The organism is Erysipelothrix enhydrae (assembly GCF_035066605.1).
Classification (GTDB): domain Bacteria; phylum Bacillota_I; class Bacilli_A; order Erysipelotrichales; family Erysipelotrichaceae; genus Erysipelothrix; species Erysipelothrix amsterdamensis.
The window spans coordinates 375,928-395,870 of sequence record NZ_CP125807.1 but is presented as its reverse complement, the minus strand read 5'-3'; the positions used below and the strand labels follow the sequence as shown (position 1 = coordinate 395,870).

The following is a 19,943-nucleotide window of genomic DNA, read 5'->3' as shown; positions in this document are numbered from 1 at the left end:
GGAATTTTTAGAGGAGTTATTATGTTAGAAAAATTATTAAGCAGTAAAGAAAGTAAAATTGCACTGATTTATTCAGTCACATACTTTTTTACGATTTTAGGATTTAATCAGAATTATAGTTATTTCGTGTTTCTACTTGGAATTGCATTTTTTTGTTATGCAATATTCAGCTATAAGCAAGAGGGAGGGATAGAAAACATTATTTTCCATCTCCTTATCTATTCTGTACCGCTATCATTTGTGAATGTCATGGGTATGAGATCTAAACCATTATTCCTAACATGGTTTAATATTTTGTTGCTCGTTCTAATTCTGTATCTATTCGTATCATTTGCTTTAAAAATTAATTCGATAGATTTTAAGAAATATCCAAAAAATCAAAAGGGATTCTTAATTTCAAGTATCATCTTTTTAATTGGAATTTCTTGCGTAATATTGAGTTCCCCTAATTTTATTAGCGCTGCATCACAAGCTTACTATCTCGTGCTGTTTGTTGTTTTACTAACGCTACTCGTCCTAAATATGCCTTTTCTATCCTTTAATATTGATTCCTTAAAAAAAAGTTATAGAATTACGGCTTTATCTACTGCGTGTTTTTTGGTTATGCAGGTTTTCTTATTTTATGTTTTCAATACAGAAGTAGGTTTTCATTTAAGATTTATTCGATCCGCAACTGATTACAGGGATGCTTTCGCAGTTGTGTTTGCAGATTTTAGTTTCTTATCGTTATTTCTATCTTCAGCAATTCCTCTTGTTTGGAAACATAATAAGTCAATAACATACAGAATCTCGAGTGCGATAATTTTATTACTTGCAAGTTTTTTAACTTCTGCTCGTACAGGATTATTTTGCTTCGTTGTAGTCCTTGCAGTAATCTTTTATGTTGAAATACTTAAAGGAAATAAAATATCAAGAAAGCAAAAAATACGCTTCAGTTTAATTCTCGTTGCTGTTGGGATTTCATTAGTGGGATTATTGACATTATGGCGTGGAAACAAGCTGTTTGATGACAGTGGACGATTTGATTTAATGTATAAAGCAGTAACATTGTTTAAGAGCAATGTACTATTAGGGATTGGTTTTGGTATGAAGCAGTATCCTGGTGTCATCCCACATAACATTTTCTTCCAATACTTAGCTCAAGGTGGCCTGTTCCTAATATTGCCACTACTCTACTATATTTATCAATCGTACTTTGTTCTATTTGGTCAGAGAAACAATATTGATTTGAAATATGCCTTAATGATTATTTTGGTTGGTTCACAGTTAATTGGTAATATTGTCGACTCAAGGTTCCTACTTGTTATTATGATGCTTATTATCGTAGGTAATGAAAATAAATGGGAGATTAAAAAGGATGAGTAAACTAAAGACAGCAATCAAAAGTAGTACTTTTTTATTCAAACTTTACAACCTCGTTGGTAATACATTTATAAAATTAAATGGGATAGTTTTTAGAAACAGAAAAAAACAAGTGTTATTTCTTTCTTTTGGAGGTAAAGGCCTTTCGGATAGTCCTTTTGCAATATTTAAATTAATGTTGGAAGATCCTGACTTTGAAGACTATAAATTTATTTGGGCAGTTGATAAATCTGTTGATACGACTGTATTTGAATATCCACGTACAAAGTACATTTCAACAGATAAGCCATCTTATTTTAAGTTTTTATTTCAGTCCAAAATTTGGATCACAAATACGACAGTTTCTAGAGGTTTAAAAATTAAAAAGCCAAGCAATGTTGTATATATAAATACATGGCATGGGACACCATTTAAAAAAATTGGTAATGATGTTGATGGAACAGGTGTTTTCTCAGGAAAAAGTAAGAGTATTGCTTTATTAAATGATCCTTGTTACTTAGTACAATCAAATTATGAAAAACAAATATTTATTAACGCATTCGGAACACTTGAAGAATCTATTTATCTAACGGGATTACCACGAAACGATGAACTCAAAAATATTGATCAAAACCAAGTTGTTTTAATAAAAGAGGCTCTGAATATTAATACAGAGAAAAAGGTAATATTATTTGCGCCTACTTTTAAAGAATATAAAACTTATGATTACTTTGAAGAGAAAAAAGCGATGATTGATAAACTTTCAGATAAATACTTTATTTTATATCGAGGTCACCATGCTGCAAGTGATTCAAGAAAATATGATGACATTGATAATCCGAATTTTCTCAATGTCAGTACTTACCCAAACTTAAATGATTTATTTAAAATTAGTGATATTGTAATAACAGATTATTCTAGTTTATGTGTTGATTTCGCAATCCTAGATAGACCAATTTATTTTATAACTCCTGATTTTGAAGAGTATCAAGATAAAAGAGGTTTATATATTAATTATGATGAATTGTTTCATGCAGGAAACTTCACTTCATTTGATCAACTTACAAATTATTTGAATGAGACAAGTGATCACCAATACGGTTATATGAATACATCTGTAATTCACGAGAAATTTATTGATGAGTGTGGATGTGCAACTCATAAAGCCATCGAATTGATAAAAATACTAATGGAGGGGTAAACAAATGAAAAAAGTTATAACATACGGTACGTTTGATTTATTACATCAAGGTCATATTAATATTCTTAAGCGTGCTAAAGCGTTAGGAGATTATTTAATTGTAGGAATTTCTACGGATGAATTCAATGCGCTCAAGAAGAAGGATTCATTCCATTCATTTGAAACACGAAAATATATACTTGAAGCGATAAAATATGTGGATGAAGTTATTCCTGAAGAGACATGGGATCAAAAAGTTACTGATGTTTTAAACAATGAAGTCGATGTCTTTGTAATGGGTGATGATTGGGAAGGGAAATTTGACGATCCGAAAGAGTACTGCGAAGTTGTATACTTACCCAGAACACCACATATTTCTACCACACTGATTAAAGAAGAATTAAATAATTCCAAATAAAACCACATACTAACACTGTATCTCTCCTAATAGTAGGGCTGAAGCTATAGTGTTTTTATTTGCACATAACTAAATAGAACGACTAAAGTTGATATAAGAAAAACTTATGTCATCACATGTTTATATAGAAGTGATATCATTTTAACACTGTACTTGGATGGATTTTTAGTACAGTTTTAATAATAATTGAAATAAAATGATAAGAATATTCAGGTGTTGGAGCAATCCTTGTTAAAAAATGTAACGAATTTCACATAGTCGTTCAAATATGGGTATAATATGTGATATTTGTCAAAAAAAGTCTGTAATACTTTTCGTTATTGCACCATAAGACAACGTTATGGGAGTATTATGTTTATACCAAGAAGCACAAAGGAAGCAAACGTGCTTTTTGAAATATCAATTAACGGAGGAGAATTTAATGGATATTATAAAACAAGTCCTGTCTGATCAGGCGTTTCTAGGAGCGATATTCTCAACAATATCAATCATCCTTTTAGGTTACTACCTAAAGAAAACAAACAAAGTTACAGATGATGCATCAAAAGCATTAACTGCAGTATTACTTAATGTTGCGTTACCAGCATTAGCATTCAAAGCATTTATGACTGATATTAAACCAGAAACATTTACTGTTGGTTTAAACTCATTCATCTTTGGTTTTGTGGCATATGTACTTTTAATTCTTATCACATTAGCATATACAGCTAAATATAAAGGTGACAAACTTGATGCAATGCGTGGACTTACAATTTTTGGTTCCACAACATTCTTCGGTATTCCTATCATTTCTGCTTTCTTGGGAAATGAAGGAGCACTTTACGCAAACTTATTTAACGTAGCATACCGTGTATTCTTATACTCATATGGCTACATCTTATTCTCAGGTTTAAAATTTGAGAAGAAAAACTTAAAACAAATTATTCTTAACCCAATCATTATTGCGACATTCTTAGGATTCTTAATTTGGATGTTCCAAGCAAGCTTGCCACAAGTAACAGTAGGCGCAGGTGAAACTGCTAAGACAGTTGCATTCTTACGTTTAGATGTGACACTTCCATGGTTCATGAAAGCTGTTGGTTACTTAGCATCATTATCATCACCACTTGCATGGTTAGCAATCGGTATGACTTTAGCAAAAATCTCACTTAAAGATGCAACTAAAGATGTGAATGTTTGGATCTACTCATTCGGTAAACTTGTTGTAGTTCCTGCAATTATGCTACTTATCATGATCTTCTACAAGAAAATCGGATTCTTACCATTAGACTACGTTGCGATTACTGGTGTTATCATCATGTTGGCAACTCCACCTGCAACCGTTGCCGTAAGTTATGCAATTAACTTTGATAAAGAAGCATTATTCTCGTCAAACGCATCACTTGTTGCTACAGTATTATCGATTGTTGCAATCATTTTATGGTTAGTAATTCTAACAGCATTACATGGCGTAGGAATTATCTAAGAATCAAATAAAGGAGATTTAAAATGAAACTATTATGCTACGGTGTTCGACCAGTAGAAAAACAATTCTTTGTAGAATTAAATGAAAAATTTAATTTCGATTTAGTTTTAACAGAAAAAATGCTTAATGACGAAACAGTTCATATGGCAGAAGGTTGTGAAGCAGTTATGCTTCGTGGGAATTGCCCAGGAAATCGCCAAAATTTAGAAATTTATAAAAATTATGGCGTTAAGTATGTCTTAACACGTACAGTAGGATATAACCATATTGATCTAGAAGCCGCTAAAGAATTTGGCTTAAAAGTTGCTTATGTACCATTCTACTCACCAAATGCAATTGCTGAATTAGCATTAACACTTTCATTAACACTTGCACGTCATACTCAATACACAGCAAACAATACACATAAAGGAAACTTCAAAATTGATGACTTTATGTTTAGTAAAGAAATTCGTAAATCAACAGTTGGGATTATTGGTTTAGGTAAAATCGGATTTACCGCAGCTACAATCTTCAAAGGTGTTGGTGCCAATGTTATCGGCTACGATGTTGTTGAAAAAGACTACCTTGGTGATACATGTACTCAAGTAGATCTTGAAACACTTTTAAAAGAGTCAGACATTATCTCAATGCACATGCCTTACTTCAAAGGTTCAAATGATGAATTCTTGAATGCTGAGAAAATTGCACAAATGAAAGATGGCGTTATTGTTGTGAATACTTCACGTGGAGAACTTCAAAACATTAATGACATTCTTGATGCAGTTGAATCTGGTAAAATCCAAGGTTTCGCAGCTGATGTTCTTGCAAATGAAACAAAATACTTCAATAAAGATTTATCAGGAGAAGCATTTGATGAATTACAAACACGCTTAAATAATCTTTATCCACGCGTTCTTGTAACACCACATGTTGGTTCATATACTGATGAAGCTGTAAGTAATATGGTTGAATACTCATATGAAAACCTTCAAGAGTTTATCGACAAAGGTGAATCAAAAAATCAATTAGCGTAATCGAATCAAAACCGTCGTCATGACGGTTTTTTTGTTTGTGATTTTGCTAAGAACCTTAACAATTCTCACAAGATTGATTCATATGAATACCGATACCGATAATTTGTGAAAAAAAGTGTAAATTATGCAATATGTAACTATGAAGTTCAAGTTGCCCGTGCTAGACTTGATACGGTGATAAATATGAAATCAATATATGAATATGATTTAAATGAAATGGGCGATCTTTTTGAGTCTTACGGTGAGAAACGTTTTCGCGCTAAACAACTTTTCCAATGGCTCTACCAAAAACGTGTCAGCTCGTTTGATGAGATGAGTGATTTAAGCATTGCGTTACGCGAAAAGTTAAAACAAGATTTTGTCTTGGATACATTAAATGTTGTTATGAAACAAGTTGCTTCAGATGAGACGACTAAATTTTTGCTTGAGTGCCACGATGGTGCCTTAATTGAGACGGTAATGATGAAACACGACTATGGTTATAGTGTTTGTGTAACGTCGCAGGTAGGCTGTGCAATGGGCTGTAAGTTCTGCGCATCGGGTCTTTTAAAGAAAAAACGTAATTTGACGACAGCTGAGGTCGTAAATCAAATCATGTTTGTTCAACGTCATTTGGATGAACAAGAAAAGCGTGTGAGTCACATTGTTGTGATGGGTATTGGTGAACCGTTTGATAACTATGATAATATCATGCGATTTATTCGTATTGTGAATCACGATCACGGTTTGGGTATTGGTGCACGACACATTACTGTTTCTACTTCAGGTGTAGCCCCTGTTATTCGTAAATTTGCGGATGAGAAAACGCAAGTGAATCTTGCGATTTCATTACATGCTTCAAATGATACACTACGATCAGAAATTATGCCGGTTAATAAAATGTTTAATCTTGAAAAACTTTTCTCGGCTTTGAAGTATTATCAAGATCAGAGCAATCGTCGTTTAACCTTTGAGTATATCCTCATCGATGAAGTTAATGATCAATTAACACATGCGAAGGAACTTGTTCAGTTGATTCGAGGGATGAATGCTTATGTTAACCTCATTCCTTATAATGAAGTGGATGAAAATCCATTCCGTCAAACGAAACCTGAACAAGCTGCGAAGTTTTACGATTACCTTAAACGTAATGGGATTCAATGTACAATCCGACGTGAAAAGGGAAGTGAAATTGACGCTGCCTGTGGTCAATTGCGTGCGAATGTGGAGAAACAACGTAAAACAATATAAAAACCAAGGGTCACGCATTGTGACGGCTTGGTTTTTTATTGCGTGTGGTTTGTTAGGAATTAATTAAAATTTAAAGGAGTGGCGTGTATGACGCATCAAAATATTATTTTAAAAACGTATCGTAAAGATATCTGGACCCCTTTTATGAAGGGAATTTCGAATTATGATCTCATTCAAGAAGGGGATTGTGTGGGTGTTTGTATTTCAGGTGGTAAAGACAGTATGCTGATGGCTTTATGTTTCAGTATTCTAGTACAACATTCTAAGATTCCCTTTACGGTTAAGTATTTGGTGATGGATCCAGGGTATACAAAAACAAATCGCGAACAGATTGAGAAAAATGCTGAGGTTTTAGGTTTGGATGTATCACTGTTTGATGCTAAGATTTTTGATTATGTTGATAAGATTGAAAAGAATCCTTGTTATTTGTGTGCACGGATGCGACGTGGACATTTGTATGAATTTGCTGAGTCTTTAGGGTGTAATAAAATTGCCTTGGGACATCATTATGATGATGTGATTGAAACGGTTGTAATGAATATGTTTTATGGCGGTCAGGTTGGGACGATGATGCCACGATTGAAGTCTACAAGTCATCCAAGTATTGAGTTGATTAGACCGCTTTATTTGGTCCGTGAGGCCTCCATTGTGCGTTGGGTTAATTATACGGGTCTTACCTTTCTTCAATGCGCCTGTCGCTTTACAGAGCATGAGGATGGCTTAGGTCATGAATCAAAGAGTAAACGTAAAGAGATTAAGATGTGGATTCAAGAGTATAAGAAAATTAATCCATTTATTGAGGCAAATATTTTTAGAAGTGTTGAGAATGTAAATTTAAACAAGCTTATCTCATATTTTGATGATGAGATGTCGCATCATTTCTTAGAGGGATTTAATGAGGGTGATGATTAATCTCAGTCATGGTATGATGTTCTAAAGAATGAGAGGTATTAGGATGTATGATTATTTAAAAGTAAGTCAGGATGCTTCGTTATTTTATATTAAAAACAGTGTCCCAAAACCCCGTGGTGTGGTGGTGATGTGTCATGGATTTACGAATCATTCGGGTGACTACGATGTATATGCCCGATTACTTAATGAACACCAATATTCTGTCTATCGTTATGATATGAGAGGTCATGGTAAGACCAAATCTGAACGTGGTGATATTGATTCGTTTGAGACGTATGTGAAGGACCTTCATACCATTATTCGTTTAGCGACACGTGAGAACATCCACGTTCCCTTGTTTACGCTCGGATTTAGTATGGGTGGTCTGATCTCCGCACTGTATGGTGTTCAATATCCAAATAGTTTAAGTGGGCAAGTGTTTCTAGGTCCTGCCGTTGGATATGTGAGTGCAGTTCGCGGACCAAATAAGCTTGCCTTGAAAGTGATGAATAAGGTTGCAGATGATCTTCTGGTTAAGTTTTCAGGTGATTCTTTAGAACTGAATAATCCAATAAAAAAAGAAGCACTTGAACGTGATTATGCCTTCACCAGTAAAAACCCCTTAAAACTTTCTTATTTTACCGTACGGTTTGCGAAAACGGTATTTATAGATGGTGCTGAGACGATAATGTCGCAATTGAATGCTTACCGTTATCCTGCATTTATTGCGCAAGGAGAAGAAGATCCGACCGTTCCCAAGGATGTCTCGGAAACGTTTTATGAAGAAATTCGTTCTAAGGATAAAACGATTAAACTTTATCCTAATATGAAACATGTATTATATGATGAACCGAATGGATTGGAAGTCATGCAAGACAGTATTGACTGGCTTAATGACCGTACGACTCCTAGAAAATAGCCGTAAAGGCTATTTTTTGTGTGTTTGATGACATATTCATTCACTTAGATAACATATTCAAATTCCTTGTTCGTAAATCGCTTATATTATTTGTGATGAAACGGTGAAATGAGGTATGTTTATGAATCAGGTAAATTTTTGGTCAATCATTGATACAATACGCCAACAAAGTCTGAAGGATGATGCGTTGTTCTATTTTCTATTTGAAAAGGCAACACAAAAAATGCCTGCAACGGATTATCAAGGTTTCACAGATTATTTCTATACGTATGTCCGTATTTTAGAAAAAAGTCTTTGGCCTACCTTGGTCTGTTCTATTGTGAATGACTCAACAGAACAAGCAATGCTTGATGGTTTCTATGCATGGACCATCAGTCAAGGCTATGGGTTTTATAAGCTAATTTTAGCGGCTCCCGATGAGACGTATACCAAAACCCAAGAGATGGGGATGGGTAAGGCATCCATGCCACAACTATATGATGTCATTGGTACGAATCAAATGATCGATTTATGTGTCGATGATCCGGATTATTATCACCATGAACCTTGGGGTGGTTATGAAACACTTGAAAATGCGTTTAATGATATTAAAATTATCCTTCCGAAAACGTGTCACCATCGATCATTTCAAAATAATTTTAATCACTCTAAAGAAACGGTGAAAAAAGTCTTGAATGACTGGAATGTGAATTTGAAAATCATGGATGAATTCCCAAACATTGAAAAAGAAGAAACGTTGAATCCTCATATTCGTAGTGAGTATTATGATCTAAATGAGCCAATATCGGAAAATATTGAGTTGCTTACAGCCACGCATTCGTATTTATTTTATTGTGCTGTAGATTTACAAAAACATCGAACACGACTGGTTCGATTCGATTTCAAAACAGGAACCAAAAATGACATCTTCTCAAGTCAGAAAATTGCGAAAATTAAGTATTTAGATGCAGTAGATTATCGCTGTGTGTTTCGGGTTGATTACGGATATGAGAACAGTCATGGGGATGATTGTTATTTAGTATATCGCATCGATTCAAATACGATAGATTATGTCAGTCCTTATTTAGATGGATGTTTGGAACTTCTAGATCAAGCAATTCTCCATAATCACTCTTTATACTTCTCAGGACAGATTGATTCGGTATCCTGTCCTAATATTTATCGCTTTAATTTGTTGACGCGGTCGACATTTAAAGTTGTATCAGGGGCAGGGCTGATGCGTCGTTTTGGGGATAATTTTCTATTTGGATATTGCAGTAAGATGAATCGCACAAATTGTTTTAAGGGAGTTTTTGAATATCAACTTGATGATCAACATTTATTAAAACATGATGCAAATATTTATTACAATATCGCATCTGTCAATGATACTGAATGGTTATTAGGGATGCGAGAAGGAATCTCAGTGTGGCTCAATCAGTATAAAGTTTTAAACCAACAGACATTCCCTTCTCAGTATGAAGATTTATTTCCAATTGTTCATAATGAAGCCATTATTGTGGGATACAAGAAAACTCGTAAAGGGCTTCGTATGGTTTTAATTGACCGTAAATCAAATCGTATGTATGAGCTTGAAAAGGGTGTTGTTTGTCGTTTAATTGATGATGGCTTGGAATGGGTTACCATTGATGCGTTATCGGGAGTTATCAAAGTAAATGAATTTAAAGTATAAAAAAGATCAGAACTTGGAACTCTGATCTTTTTTATAGAGAAGAACATCAACTTCTTTAATTTGCTTTTTAGTATACAAATACATAAATGAGATTACGATTAGTGGCACTAATAGAAGCAATAAGAGCGTTGTTTTAATGTGTGTAAACATAACTGACTGAAATCCTTCATCAAGATTATTTGAACTGATATCGGAAGGCGAGGAAGTCCACGTAACGTTATTTAAAGATTTGGGAATAACATGAACTCGTTTTTCGGTACCACGTTCTGTTTTAAACAAGACAGTTTCAGACGTATTGCCATACTCTTTAATTACTGTAGTAATTGGAACTTGAATTCCTGTTTCTTCAATCCAAGCGTGAGCTTTAGCGAGTTCGATTAAACGTGAGTCTGTAAGCCGTTCTAAACTTCCACGAGGAATTTTTAAATCTTGAGCCTCAATCCCTTCGGTTTCGGGATTGTTGATTGCGGGATCGAGGCGTTTTAACGTTTCAGTGTCTTGGTTTAAGTCATCTTCTGTAATGGTCATCTCGACGACTTTCCAATAAGGATTGCCTTCAAAATCATGATACTGAAGACGCACCCAATAAGTACCAGGAGCATCGATGTCTTCAATATCAATACTTTCAACCTGTGCTAAGATGGGTGTTAATTGCATCAAGAAGACCATGAAGCATCCAAAGACAGCGATAACTTTACGCATGATGAACGCCTCCATGAAGCGGAAGGGTAATCGTAATTAAAACGGATTCGTCTTCCGTACTTAGGACATAGGTTCCGCCAGCAAGGTAACTGAGATCTTTAATTAAGAAAAGTCCGTTACCACTACTGTATTGATGCGATGCATCCGTTAAGACATTAAATAGAAACTCAGATTTTTTCATGTGTTCAATATTTTGAAGTAATGTTTGATTATGATAAGTCATGATTACAGAAGGACCATCTACCCGAAGTCCGATCGAAACGGTCGTATCATCGGTTGCATAATTTCCAATATTCGACATTAAATTGTGAATTAGAAGTTGGAATATAACCTTATTGGATTCAATCATTAAGGTATCCGGTGAGTCCAAGTCAATCATGAGATTGCGTTTTGAGAAGTTTTGACCAAAATAACGCAAGGTATCGTAAGTAAGTGATACTAGATCAAATTGAGAGAGGTTATGCTCCAAAGTCATATTGTTCTGGTTGAGGACAGTAAGAACCTCATTAATTCGTTCCATAATTTTTTGACTTTGCTTGATGTTCATGTAGGCCACATCAAGGGTATTGTTTGTATCGTCCACCCCATCAATAATCAGTTCATTCATCATAATCTGTTGATGGATGGGTGTTTTAAGATCATGTACAAAAGATTTCGATACGAGCAGTGTATTGTTTAATCGTTGACGACCAATCTCTAAATCTTTTTCAAAATCAGTATATCGATGGGATGCTGCTGTCATCGCATGATGTATTTGTGTTGAGACATTTGAAAGCGTCTGATTAAAGACATCATCTCGCGGCTGTATTGCTTCAAAATCATAGTTTTGAAGCGATGTAAGGGATTTTTTAGCGTAATGCAAGGGTTTAAAGAGTGAATACATAATGAAAAAATAACCGATTGTCATCACAACAAATGAAGCTCCAAGAACAGAAACCTGTTTCGTAAGAAATGGTATTAGGTAGGCATCATCTGGAAAGTTATACATCCGTACCAAAAAACGATAACTGGAATCATATGCATCCATCGAACCTTTTGATTCATAAAGCACGGCCTTAGAAGAAACAGCCCCAAAAAAGTTCTGCTCAGTCAAAACATCTGAAGAATGATAAACGACACGATCATCCTCAAAGACAAGTAAGTCGAGGGGATAGTTCTCCACAAGTTCATCAAAATTCGATTGTTTTGTTAGTGCGAATTCATTAACAGATTCAGTGATTCGTTGTTCCATCTTCTGAACGGTATTTTTTTCTTCCTCTTGATAGCGTTTAGGAAAGCTAACGAGATTAAGAATGTATAAAACTATAAGTATGGCATAGGCTAGCGTTAATACAATCCCTACCCATGTACTTCGTTTATGAGCCTTCATTCCACTTATAACCAGCCCCTCTTATCGATACAATGGAATAGATGCCCATTTTTGTTCGTAAATTTTTAAGATGAACATCAACTTTACGGATGTTATCGGCTGTAGGTTCTTCAGCCCATACAGCACGTAGTAAATCTTCACGTAGAACCAATGTATTTTTGTGATTAAGGAAATATTCAAGTAAATTGAATTCGGTCGGGGTAAGCTTGTAAGATACATTTTCTTTATAGACAGTACGATTTCTCAGATCCATCATAATGTTCTCAACACTAGAAGATAAAAACTTAATATGGGTAATGGGTACACTTTCACGTTCTAAAATATTTGCGATATAGTGCAAAATAACCTTTAAGCTTTTTGACTTTTCGATATAGAGATCAGCATGAAGTTTTAGGGATTCAAGTTCTGTATGATTGCTGGGTTTTCCCGTAAGAATAATGGAACGGGTTCCCGGTGCCATTTTTCGTGCAGAGTCTACCAAACGGAGTCCATCAATCACATCCAACTCAAGATCGGTAAGGAGTAGATCGTATTGATTGAGCGCTAAATGTTCCATTGCATCGATCCCACTATAAACACAATCAACTTCGTAGGGTACTTTTAAAAGATGTTCCGTAATAAAATTAGAGTATTCAACGTCATCTTCTACAAATAATATTTTTTTCATAAATGTCACCTCATTTTTCTGCTTTTATTCTAACTTTATTGAAGAATGTGTAGATGTGAATGTTCTCGAAACACCCATACATGTAATAAAAATTAAAATTATGTATTCTTGAAGGGAAATGTGAACTAAAAATAAAGAATATAAATAGAAATAAAAAAAAGATTTGTGTAGATTAACGAGACAAGTGTACACAAATAAATCTTCTTCCATATAGGATAAAACGTCTGATAAATGCATATTACGGCTTTTTTGATGATTTGTGTTCAGGGTTATTCATCTTAACTATCTACATAAACCCGTTTTTATTCATGACAAATATGCTTTTGTTTATGACATATATGCCTCAAAGAAACGTATTTCTTTTAAGATGCATACATAAGCGCACTACGGTGTGTAAAAAGGAGGATAAGATATGGCGGGATATAAGAAAAATTTAGTAGCATTTTTATCAGCAGTTCTAATGATGTCATCATTTGTAATAGCACCAACATTTGCGATTGAAGCAGATCTTGGGAATGATGACTATAAAGTTGTTGTTGATAAAAAACTAAACCCAACGAATCTTACAGTAGATTTAAATATTAAACTTGAAGATAAGATGAAGGATACTCCTAAGGAGATCTCACACTTATCAAAAAATACAAAAAACGATGATGTGGAGAAAGAGGAACTCTCTCTACGCAACGATTCAGAGGATGAGTATGAAATTAAAATTTCAGAAAATGATGACTATGAATTTGAGTTGACGTATTCAAAAGAAGTGAAATCCGCTGAAGCAGATGCTGAAGCGATTAACCGCGAAGAAAAACTTACATTTAATGTAAATGTTAACGAGATTATGGATGCTAAAGAAGAAGCAATTTCCGATGTTCCCGTAGCCGAAGTAGAAGATGTTAAGGCTCCAGAAGTTTCTGTAGATGCATTGGGAGATGCAGATGTTACATTAGAAGTTGTGGATTATAATCCTTCTGTGGAATGGAAAGCAGGAGAACAACATCAAATTAATGTTAAGGTTGATTTCAAGGATAACAATTCAACAGGTAAAGAAATTCGAATCAACATTCCAGAAGGTATGGAAGTTGTTTCTTATCCTGTAAAGGGATTACCTGCAAGTGATACACCAGAATATTCAATGAATGGAACGCTTGTTGATGGTGTTATCACCGAATCACAAAAATTAGAACCAACATACTATGATTCATTCAATGGACAAATTGTTTATAAAGTCAGCGATACAACTCAAATTGTGGAGTTGGAACGAATGATTACCGTCAAAGTTGATGAAAAACTATACTATGGACCAAAAACATTTACAGATGCGATTAAAGTAGAAGCATTTAAAAATGGCGAGCTCGCAGATATGAAATCATTTTCTCATACAACAGTAGAGAAGGTTTCTTACTTTTTACGTGCACCGATTTCTAACTTTCATGCTACAGTATCAAAAGGTGATACAGAGACATTGATTATGGGGAATCCTCGTGTAAGTCGTCAAGGTCGTTTTAATCAAACCCGTTTTTCGGTAAAAAATATTACGACAACTATGTTTTATCCAATTGGAACTACTATAGACGACTCAAAACTCACTCAAACACTGGTATCAAAAGATGATTCAAATGGAAAAATTGTTTTATCATCAGATAATTTAATGAGTTCAACTACACAATTATTTACGGTTCCTCTAAAACACGGTCATTTAGCAGAAGGTTCTTACGATGCATCGGAACAATCATATTTCGAATTAAAAACATATGATGGAACTGTAATTAAAGTTACGGATAAAGATGTCCCTAAAGCTTCATTAAGTATTATTGATCCTGCGACAGTGCCAAATAAGCTAACACTGAGAACAGATAAAACACCATTTGTAAATCAACATGCAGACTATAGTAACAGTCTTGTTCGATATTCGATTTCTAACGATAATACTATAGTTAAAACAAACCAAATTATTCAATTAGATTTTGATGCAAATTTAGAAGTTAAGGGAGCACTCGCTCCAGGTGGCGTTAAAAACGTTAAAAAGGTATTCTATGCTACCAATAAAAATACATCGCTTCGTGAAGCAACCAAAAGTCAAATTGTCGGCTTGAACTCTCCAGGGGTGACAGGTGTAAACCAAACAGTCTTGGGTCTACAAGCAGATGAGTACTTCACACGTGTTTTATTTGAAATGAATGATATTCCTAAAGCGTATCGATCCGCGGATTATCTTTCAAACAGTAAATATGGAAATATAATCGGTCGTCTTAAAGATGGTGCTACATCAGGAAGTGTTAACGTTAAGGTTTTTGCACGCCTCGCAGATGGAACCGAAGATCTTGAGTCAGTAGTATCAGAAACCCAATTAGTAAGTCGTATTGCGAATCCACATGTTCGTATGCTTCCTAATAATGATGGTAAAGTTGTGAATGCGGGAGATACAACAACGATGCAATTTAACCTCGCTGAGCAATATTACTATGATAGCAATGCCAACTCATTTGGTATGATTGATCCAGAATTCTTCTTTATTATTCCGGAAAATACACAAATTGATATGAGCACCCTAAAAATGTGGGCATCAAATAAGACGCTTGGAAGCTCAGACTACACTTCAGAAATTTACACGATTAACGCTACAGGGCAACGTGCGCTAAGAGTACAATTTAAGGGTGTATACGGTGCAAACTATAAGGATAGTTATTTACCAGTGTTACCTTACGTTCGTTTTAACTTAAACACCAATATTAAATCTGGTGGTATTTATGAGTTAAATCAAACTGGATACTGGAAACTAGATAAAAACTGGACTGTCTCAAATGTCTCAGGACAACCTGGATCTGTAGCGGATACCAACGATATCAATAACAATAGCGATGTGACAGAACGTATTATGCCAGCGAAAGCTACACAATTAACTATTATTCCTCGTGAAGAATTGATTATTGATACCTATATTCAACCTAAAGGTGATATTCGTCGTCCTTCATTTGACATCACGAAACCAGAGACAGCCGTTTCATTTACACCGGGTACAGAAGCAACATACACGGTAGACTTATTAAACAATAAAAATGTTTCAATCAACGGATTCTCTGTATACATTCCGGTTCCTAAGGATGGTAATGATTTTGGAAAAAATTTCCAATCAACACCGTTTGCATGGAACATGAAATTAAATGCTGAACCTAAAATTGAGATTTTCGATAAAGATGGTAAAAACATTTCAACGGAAAAAGGTTCAAGTTATAAACTTACTTATTCTACCGATGCAAGCACCGAAGCTAACTATTTAGGTGCTGCCTATGGAACATCATTTAATCCAAATACAACAATGATTCGTCTTGAAAATACAAGTGGGTCAGTTGAAAGTGGTGAACGTGCCGTTCTTGTTATGGATTATGTTGTGGATGAAACACCTGCAACTGCAATCGGAAAATTAGGTAAGATTAATGACTTTATGCCTTTCTATTCATTTAATGCGGGTACTGTCGGATGGTCTTCAGGATCACGTGTCGGTGCTAACTTAGAAATTGGGGAGATTAAAGGTCTTGTGTTCCTTGATGCAAATAAGAACGGTATTATGGATGGTTCAGAAGTGGGTCTTGGAAACAAACCTGTAGAACTCTTGAAAAAAGATACGAACGGTGCGTATGTTTCCGCGAAATCCATGAATACCAATGCAGACGGAACGTATGCTTTTGGTGATCTAGGAAATGGCGATTACCAAGTGAACTTCAATGGCGTTTTAGGAAGCAAACAAATGTTTACAATCAAAGGTCAAGGTACTGATGGTGCTAAAGATTCAGATGTTGATGTGAAAGGACCAAACACCGGTCTTGTATCGTCTATTGATCCAACATCAACACAATCCGGACAAATTACAGTCGGTGTTATTGACTATGATCTTACTGCATTAACCGTTAAATTTGATAAAACATCAGAAACTGTTAAAACGAAAAAGGAAATTGATTTAGGAACTACAATCACACCTGATTTCTTTAGTTCTATTAAAGAATCAATGACCTTTACTTCAAGTAAAGCAAGTGTTGCGATTGTATCGTCTACAGGACGTGTAACTGGACAATCCGAAGGGACTGCAGATATCACCGTAACGGTTACGGATATTTATGGTAATACCGCAAGTGATACCATTCAAATTACCGTTACAAGTAATACACCTCCAGTGTTAACACTTAAAAAACTTGTAGCAGATGCGGAAATGAATACAACTGTGAAACTTAGTGATTTCATTACAAGTGTAACCGATAAAGAAGATGGTTCAATTGATCCTTCAAATGTTGTGATCACACCAGCAACGCTCGATACATCGGTACTCGGAGCAGTTCAAAATGTAGAGTATACCGTAAAAGATAGTGATGGTAATGAAGTAAAACAAACAATTCAATTCACAACAGTTGATACAACAGCTCCAACTATCGGTTCTGAGACATTGAATGCGTTAAGCATCAACAACTCTAAACCATTAACAGAAGCTGAATTCGTAACACTTATTAAATATAGTGTTACAGATAACTCACTAGGAACCGTAACAACAACATCTGATTTTGATACAAAATTAACACAAGCAGTTCAATCAAAACCAGGTAGTGTTACTGTTACAATTAAAGCTATAGATGCTTCAAACAATACACAAGTATTCCCTGTGTCTGTAACCTTAGTCGATGATGTGAAACCAGTTCTTACAGCTGATTCAAGTTTAGTCTTGAATTCAGAAGATGCCAATCTTAATGAAAGTGCGTTCTTAGGACTTGTGAATGTGAGTGCAACAGATAACAGTGGTATCGTTACAGTGACTTCGGACTTTGACACAATCGTCCTAGACCAAAACACACCAAATGCAATTGGTATGAATGTTACAATTACCGCAACAGATGGTGTTGGTAATGCGAAAACTGTAACCGTTAAAGTTACAGTTAAGGATACAACAGCTCCAGTCTTAATGGTTGGGAAAAATCTTGTAATTATTGAAAAGACCGATGGTTTAACCTATGCGGATCTTAAACAAGCAATTAATCCAAGTTTTACTGATAATGGAGATATGACCGGTGTTGAAGAAACAACGATTGATTTTGGATCTGTGAAAGGGAATGCGATTGGTCGTTACCAATTCCAAATCCAAGTTACAGATAAAGCAGGATTGGGTTCAAATGTTGAAACCATTACTGTAATTGTTGTTGATAAGTTTGATCCGAATACAAATGAGTCAATGAATGCTCATGACTTCAGTATGAAACTGGAAGACGCTAAGACTGCAGGTTTAACGCAATTAAAACTTGCTACTGATGCCGTTGCATTTAGCTATGCAACCAATCCAGAACAAACTGTCGCAATTACGGGTTATACACTATCTCAAGAAGGTGTTAGCGTAACAGACATTAATCAAGTTGGCGATTATACGGTGACATTTACTACAGATGCTGGAACTTCATATGATGTTGTTGCACATATCTTTGATGAAATTGATCCAATCACAAAAGAAGCAATTAATGCGAATGATTTTGATATTCAGTTTGAAGATGTAAACGACGAGAACCTTGTTAAGTATGCGAAAGCGAAAGCATTCTCTGTCGCAAATGGTACACCGAAAGAAATCGAGATTACCAAGGTTACACATGCAATCACTGGAACTGGTGATTACACCGTGAAATTTGAAACAGCACAAGGTACTTCAAAAGAAGTTACGGCACATGTTTACAGTTCTGTAAATATTGAAAATAAAGAAGCAATGAATGCCGATGACTTCGTAATTCAACTCTCTTATGTGAATGAAATTAATGTAAAACAATTATCCGGTTTAGAAGCGTATGACATTAGTGTCAATCCATCACTTCCGTTGGATCTTGATACAATCACGGTTTCTGAATTACCAACCTCAATTGGTGAACATAACATCACATTTACAACTGTGAAGGGTACAAGCATTACTGTAGTTGCCCATGTCTTTGATGTAATTGATAATGTTAATAAGATTGCGATGAATGCACATGATTTCTCAATGTTGCTTGATGATGTATCAATGGATGCATTGATTGCGAATTCAGGGGTTGAAGCATTTGATGTATCCAATCCAATGCAAATCACACCAATTACTGATATTAAAGTTCTTACAGACATTCCACAGTCATTAGGTAACCACACAGTTACTTTCGAAGCAACAAATGACTCCGGAAAAACATCTACACTGAGTGTAGAGGCAACCCTCTACAACAACGGTACTGTGGTTCCTGGAGAAGGTGCAATTTACGCAAACAACTTTGAAATTAAAATGAAGAATATGACTAAAGATTCCGTACGTATCGCAGCAGGTGTTACAGCATTTGATGCAGCGGGAGATGCAGTTGATGTTCAAGATATCAAACTTGTCGGTGAACTACCACAAACCGCTGGATTCCATAACTTTGTATTTGAAGCTAATGGTGTTCAGGTCACGGTATTAGGTCGTGTATCCGCACGTTATGAAGTTGTGGGTCATGATTTAAACATGACGATGACAGAATTTAAGACATTTAAAGCAAACGGTACGCTTGAAAAAGAAATTATTAAACGTGCTGAAGGAAAACTGATTAATATTGATACTGGTGAAGAAGCAGAACTAGCTGAAGTTGATTACAAATCAATTGATGTTGAGAAGCTTACACCAGGTAAATATGATATTGAGTTAACCTATGCAATTGATGCTAACTTTATTGATGAAGAAACATCCGTTACAGATGCGATGACATTTGGATTGATGAAAACCATGAGCAAACGCGTTAACTTAAGTATTTCAGATGACAGCAGTAATGGAAATGGATCGAATAATGGATCAAATAATGGTTCAAACAACGGTTCATCGAATGGGTCTCAAAATGGTTCAGGAAATGGAACCAACACAGATTCAAATACTTCATCTCTTCCTTCAACAGGTATTGCAGTAGACAGTACACCAGTACTTATTGCAAGTGGTCTTGTTGTTCTAGGATTTGTCTTAATGCTTATGAATAAAAAGAAAAAAAACGAAGATCAATAAAATGATTTAACGTAATTTTAAAACACCCTTAATTAAGGGTGTTTTTTTAGGAATGGAT

General features: G+C 35.0%; 13 protein-coding genes. 10 read left to right on the top strand and 3 right to left on the bottom strand.

What is annotated here, in order from left to right; genetic code table 11:
• Positions 1 to 21: 21 nt before the first annotated feature.
• From LLS04_RS02030 to LLS04_RS01990, 9 genes are all read left to right on the top strand, one after another.
• Positions 22 to 1,365, top strand: a complete 1,344-nt coding sequence (locus tag LLS04_RS02030) for an O-antigen ligase family protein (protein WP_323611652.1) — start codon at positions 22 to 24, stop codon at positions 1,363 to 1,365.
• Positions 1,358 to 2,542 carry a CDP-glycerol glycerophosphotransferase family protein gene (locus LLS04_RS02025; protein WP_323611651.1) on the top strand — a complete coding sequence of 395 codons (1,185 nt, stop codon included), beginning with the start codon at positions 1,358 to 1,360 and terminating at the stop codon, positions 2,540 to 2,542. Before LLS04_RS02030 ends, LLS04_RS02025 begins: the two co-directional genes overlap by 8 nt.
• Positions 2,543 to 2,546: 4 nt before the next feature.
• Entirely contained in the window at positions 2,547 to 2,939 is a 393-nt protein-coding gene (gene tagD / locus LLS04_RS02020) for a glycerol-3-phosphate cytidylyltransferase (RefSeq protein WP_323611650.1), read from the top strand.
• Positions 2,940 to 3,360: 421 nt separating this feature from the next.
• Positions 3,361 to 4,404: an AEC family transporter gene (locus tag LLS04_RS02015; RefSeq protein WP_013853332.1), complete on the top strand. Its 1,044-nt coding sequence runs from the start codon at positions 3,361 to 3,363 to the stop codon at positions 4,402 to 4,404.
• A gap of 23 nt (positions 4,405 to 4,427) precedes the next feature.
• Positions 4,428 to 5,420 (top strand): 2-hydroxyacid dehydrogenase, encoded by a 993-nt coding sequence (locus tag LLS04_RS02010; RefSeq protein WP_123171057.1) that lies wholly within the window; start codon positions 4,428 to 4,430, stop codon positions 5,418 to 5,420.
• Between the two features lie 183 nt (positions 5,421 to 5,603).
• On the top strand, positions 5,604 to 6,650 hold the full coding sequence (rlmN, locus tag LLS04_RS02005; RefSeq protein ID WP_323611649.1) for a 23S rRNA (adenine(2503)-C(2))-methyltransferase RlmN: 1,047 nt from the start codon (positions 5,604 to 5,606) through the stop codon (positions 6,648 to 6,650).
• 87 nt (positions 6,651 to 6,737) lie between these two features.
• Positions 6,738 to 7,562: a tRNA 2-thiocytidine biosynthesis TtcA family protein gene (locus LLS04_RS02000; protein WP_323611648.1), complete on the top strand. Its 825-nt coding sequence runs from the start codon at positions 6,738 to 6,740 to the stop codon at positions 7,560 to 7,562.
• A gap of 43 nt (positions 7,563 to 7,605) precedes the next feature.
• Positions 7,606 to 8,460 (top strand): alpha/beta hydrolase, encoded by an 855-nt coding sequence (locus tag LLS04_RS01995; RefSeq protein ID WP_323611646.1) that lies wholly within the window; start codon positions 7,606 to 7,608, stop codon positions 8,458 to 8,460.
• A 121-nt stretch (positions 8,461 to 8,581) separates the two neighbouring features.
• Positions 8,582 to 10,132 carry a DUF4240 domain-containing protein gene (locus LLS04_RS01990; RefSeq protein WP_323611645.1) on the top strand — a complete coding sequence of 517 codons (1,551 nt, stop codon included), beginning with the start codon at positions 8,582 to 8,584 and terminating at the stop codon, positions 10,130 to 10,132.
• 6 nt (positions 10,133 to 10,138) lie between these two features.
• On the opposite strand, the gene LLS04_RS01985 is transcribed toward LLS04_RS01990, so the two are convergent.
• The 3 genes from LLS04_RS01985 to LLS04_RS01975 are packed head-to-tail and all read right to left on the bottom strand — an operon-like array spanning position 10,139 to position 12,870.
• Entirely contained in the window at positions 10,139 to 10,834 is a 696-nt protein-coding gene (locus LLS04_RS01985; RefSeq protein ID WP_323611643.1) for a hypothetical protein, read from the bottom strand.
• The gene (locus LLS04_RS01980; RefSeq protein ID WP_323611641.1) at positions 10,827 to 12,203 is read right to left on the bottom strand and encodes a sensor histidine kinase; all 1,377 of its coding nucleotides are present in this window, start codon (positions 12,201 to 12,203) and stop codon (positions 10,827 to 10,829) included. Before LLS04_RS01980 ends, LLS04_RS01985 begins: the two co-directional genes overlap by 8 nt.
• Positions 12,190 to 12,870: a response regulator transcription factor gene (locus tag LLS04_RS01975; RefSeq protein WP_275142707.1), complete on the bottom strand. Its 681-nt coding sequence runs from the start codon at positions 12,868 to 12,870 to the stop codon at positions 12,190 to 12,192. Before LLS04_RS01975 ends, LLS04_RS01980 begins: the two co-directional genes overlap by 14 nt.
• A gap of 412 nt (positions 12,871 to 13,282) precedes the next feature.
• Between LLS04_RS01975 and LLS04_RS01970 the strand changes: the two genes are divergently transcribed.
• Complete coding sequence (locus LLS04_RS01970) at positions 13,283 to 19,885, top strand: SdrD B-like domain-containing protein (protein WP_323611640.1); 6,603 nt, start codon at positions 13,283 to 13,285, stop codon at positions 19,883 to 19,885.
• The last annotated feature ends 58 nt before the right edge of the window (positions 19,886 to 19,943 follow it).

Excerpts from the sequence above, each read along its gene's own strand:
- LLS04_RS02000 (WP_323611648.1), top strand. The coding sequence starts at position 6,738 with ATGACGCATCAAAATATTATTTTAAAAACGTATCGTAAAGATATCTGG.
- LLS04_RS02010 (WP_123171057.1), top strand. The coding sequence starts at position 4,428 with ATGAAACTATTATGCTACGGTGTTCGACCAGTAGAAAAACAATTCTTT.
- LLS04_RS02025 (WP_323611651.1), top strand. The coding sequence starts at position 1,358 with ATGAGTAAACTAAAGACAGCAATCAAAAGTAGTACTTTTTTATTCAAA.
- LLS04_RS01980 (WP_323611641.1), bottom strand. The coding sequence starts at position 12,203 with ATGAAGGCTCATAAACGAAGTACATGGGTAGGGATTGTATTAACGCTA.
- LLS04_RS01975 (WP_275142707.1), bottom strand. The coding sequence starts at position 12,870 with ATGAAAAAAATATTATTTGTAGAAGATGACGTTGAATACTCTAATTTT.
- rlmN (WP_323611649.1), top strand. The coding sequence starts at position 5,604 with ATGAAATCAATATATGAATATGATTTAAATGAAATGGGCGATCTTTTT.
- LLS04_RS01995 (WP_323611646.1), top strand. The coding sequence starts at position 7,606 with ATGTATGATTATTTAAAAGTAAGTCAGGATGCTTCGTTATTTTATATT.
- LLS04_RS02015 (WP_013853332.1), top strand. The coding sequence starts at position 3,361 with ATGGATATTATAAAACAAGTCCTGTCTGATCAGGCGTTTCTAGGAGCG.
- LLS04_RS01970 (WP_323611640.1), top strand. The coding sequence starts at position 13,283 with ATGGCGGGATATAAGAAAAATTTAGTAGCATTTTTATCAGCAGTTCTA.
- LLS04_RS01990 (WP_323611645.1), top strand. The coding sequence starts at position 8,582 with ATGAATCAGGTAAATTTTTGGTCAATCATTGATACAATACGCCAACAA.
- tagD (WP_323611650.1), top strand. The coding sequence starts at position 2,547 with ATGAAAAAAGTTATAACATACGGTACGTTTGATTTATTACATCAAGGT.
- LLS04_RS02030 (WP_323611652.1), top strand. The coding sequence starts at position 22 with ATGTTAGAAAAATTATTAAGCAGTAAAGAAAGTAAAATTGCACTGATT.
- LLS04_RS01985 (WP_323611643.1), bottom strand. The coding sequence starts at position 10,834 with ATGCGTAAAGTTATCGCTGTCTTTGGATGCTTCATGGTCTTCTTGATG.